This is a genomic window from Agarivorans sp. (genome assembly GCF_050295395.1).
Lineage (GTDB): Bacteria > Pseudomonadota > Gammaproteobacteria > Enterobacterales > Celerinatantimonadaceae > Agarivorans.
This window is the reverse complement of record NZ_JBNKPP010000251.1, coordinates 1-2,858: the sequence shown is the minus strand read 5'-3', so window position 1 is coordinate 2,858 and position 2,858 is coordinate 1. Positions and strand designations below refer to the sequence as shown.

The window sequence follows — 2,858 nt, the reverse complement described above, 5'->3', positions numbered from 1 at the left end:
TTCTTCTTGATGGTGCCGTTAATCATCATCGGGGTGAAGCGTAAGAATACTAAGGCGATGTTCCAAATTGCTTTAGTGATCATGATGTTTGCCCTTGCGGCCATGGCGATTTTTGCCAACAACCTCTGGGTATTGAGCGTGGCCGTGCTGCTGTTTTTTACCGGCTTTAACTACCTTGAGGCGTCGCTGCCGAGCTTGATTGCGAAATTCTGCCCAGTTGGTGAAAAAGGCTCGGCCATGGGCGTCTATTCGACCAGCCAATTCTTAGGCGCCTTCTGTGGCGGTATGCTCGGTGGCGGTGCGTTCCAATTAGTCGGCGCCGTGGGCGTGTTTATCGTCGCACTGGTATTGATGGGCGTTTGGTTATTATTGACCCTAGGGATGAAAAATCCTGTGCTGCTTAAGAGTTACACCTTAGAGGCCGAAGTTAAAGACAAAGCCCAAGCGCGGGATATGGCGTCGCAGTTGTCACAATTGATGGGTGTGGTCGAAGCGATTGTGGTGTTAGACGAGAAAGTTGCTTATCTCAAAGTTGACGAGCATTTCGATTTAAGAGAAGCCCGAGCTGTGTTAGGCTCTGCTCAATAATATGTGTTATTGCCGCGAGTTTTAGGGAAGCGGATTTTCCCTTGCGGCAACAATTATAAACAACATACTGAATTAATAGATTATTTAAAGAATCGCAGGAGATTTCAATGGCCAGTCGTGGTGTTAACAAGGTAATTTTGGTTGGCAATTTGGGACAAGATCCAGAAGTACGTTACATGCCAAACGGTAACGCAGTCGCTAACATCACAGTAGCGACCAGCGAATCGTGGAAAGACCAACAAGGTCAACAGCAAGAGCGTACTGAATGGCACCGTGTGGTTCTGTTTGGCAAGTTGGCTGAAATTACGGGTGAGTACCTGCGTAAAGGTTCACAGGTTTACCTCGAAGGTAAACTGCAGACGCGTAAGTGGAAAGACCAAAGCGGTCAAGATCGTTACAGCACTGAAGTGGTTATCGACCAAAGCGGTAGCATGCAAATGTTAGGTGGTCGCAATCAAGGCCAAAGTCAAGGTCAAGGCCAAGGTGCACCTATGGGTGGCATGCAACAAAACGCCGGTTACCAAGCGGCACCGGCTCAAACTGCGCCAGCGCAAAACCAATACGCGCCAGCACAGCAAAGTTACCAAGCGCCTGCACAGCAGCCACAATCTGGCTACAATCAGCAGCCAGCTCAGCAAAGCTATGGCCAGCAACAGCAATCCCATGCTCAGCCACAGCAAGGTGGTTATGCGCCTAAGCCTGCTGCTCCAGCGTATCAAGCACCAGCGGCACCTGCACAACGTCCAGCGCCACAACCACAACAAAACTTTACCCCAGATTTGGATGATGGTTGGGACGACGATATCCCGTTCTGAGCTTGATTATCTAGCATAGTGCTAAGATTCAAAAACAAGGCCCCGTTTACGGGGCTTTGTTTTAATTGAAATTTTTCCGTAGATAGCAAAACGTTGAGTTGCTTTCAAACTATTTACAGGATGTAAAGATGGAACGATTTTATGAGTTGCAGAGTTTTTACCATCGAGATGTTTATTTTGTGTATGGCGAGCGAAATGTACAGTCTTATGCTGATGCCTTGACTCAACCATCGAATGGCGTTGACACCTTTTACTATGAAGTAGATATCCTTGATGATGAGATAACGCAATACGACATTTTACCCACCCTTGGACCAGAGCTGGTGAGCGCAGCATTTGTTGAGCAATTTCGAGATGTTATAGGTCAAGCGGTTCAATTTATTCCCGCCGAAATTTGTGATGCACAGGGGAATATCAATCGGCAGTTTTATGGGATGCAAGTGCTTAATCGTTATGCCTGTGTGGATTTTACTCGATCGCAGATAAGCCATCGCACCTATGGGCAACACCGTTTTTTGCAGATCCATTCCTTGGTGATTGATGCTAGTCAAGTGATTGAACCATCGATATTTTCTTTACAGGAAAAGTTGGGCTATATCCTAGTGAACCAAGCTCGCTATCACTTGTGTCAGTCGCTGCGGGGCGTGGAGTGTTTGCCGTTGGACTAGGCATTTGGATCGAGATTTGAGTGAAATTATTTCTAAAGATATTTTGCTAAATATCAAAGTGATAATTGCTTTTGGTACGGTGTAAGGTATTGATTTTGTGACTTAAAGCCTTTTAGCGGCTATAGTAAAAAGTCAATTTATCAGTACTGAGGTTAGCATTTTCTCCGGTTAGTGAACCCAATTGGGAGGAGAAAATGAATTTTTATGAATCATTTCAAGCGAATCCAGTTTAAACACCTGTGGCTATGGTTGCTATTTATCAGCGTGGCCTTGCCCTTAAGAGCGGTTGAAGCGCCTTTGTGGCCAGAGTCGGCCGATTTACCCTTAAGTCAACGGGTGCACACAGGCACCCTGACTAACGGGTTGCACTATCTGTTGGTAAACAACAAAACTCCCGAACAGGCCGTGATCGTCCGTATGCGGGTCGATGTGGGATCTGTGATGGAAACGGATGCCGAGCAAGGTCTGGTGCATTTTTTAGAGCATATGGCATTTAATGGCTCTACCGGACTTGCGGCGGGGGAGATGATCCCAACCTTACAACGTTTAGGCTTAAGTTTTGGGGCCGATACCAATGCGGTGACTGAATTCCAGCAGACGGTTTATCAGTTTAATTTACCGAGCAATAGCCAAGATAAAGTCGATACCGCTTTGTTTTTAATGCGCGAAATCGCCGGTAATCTGTTGCTGGATCCCGCGCTTATCGAGCGTGAAAAGGCAGTGGTCTTGTCTGAACTGCGTGAGCGTAGCAGCGCCGATTTAGAAAACTATCGTCACCAGTTAGCCT

General features: G+C 46.7%; 4 protein-coding genes. All 4 read left to right on the top strand.

Annotation, left to right across the window (positions count from 1 at the left end):
- Window positions 1-588 (top strand): MFS transporter (locus ACQY6Q_RS14595; protein ID WP_427982450.1); only part of this gene is annotated, 588 nt, incomplete at its 5' end.
- Window positions 589-695: 107 nt separating this feature from the next.
- Window positions 696-1,403, top strand: a complete 708-nt coding sequence (gene ssb, locus ACQY6Q_RS14590; RefSeq protein WP_126511989.1) for a single-stranded DNA-binding protein — start codon at window positions 696-698, stop codon at window positions 1,401-1,403.
- A gap of 128 nt (window positions 1,404-1,531) precedes the next feature.
- Window positions 1,532-2,071 carry an imm11 family protein gene (locus ACQY6Q_RS14585; protein ID WP_427982447.1) on the top strand — a complete coding sequence of 180 codons (540 nt, stop codon included), beginning with the start codon at window positions 1,532-1,534 and terminating at the stop codon, window positions 2,069-2,071.
- 204 nt (window positions 2,072-2,275) lie between these two features.
- On the top strand, window positions 2,276-2,858 hold a 583-nt coding region (locus ACQY6Q_RS14580; protein ID WP_427982445.1), incomplete at its 3' end, for a M16 family metallopeptidase.

What these genes read in the sequence shown, in the direction of transcription:
- ssb (WP_126511989.1), top strand. Translation starts at nt 696, where the DNA reads ATGGCCAGTCGTGGTGTTAACAAGGTAATTTTGGTTGGCAATTTGGGA.
- ACQY6Q_RS14585 (WP_427982447.1), top strand. Translation starts at nt 1,532, where the DNA reads ATGGAACGATTTTATGAGTTGCAGAGTTTTTACCATCGAGATGTTTAT.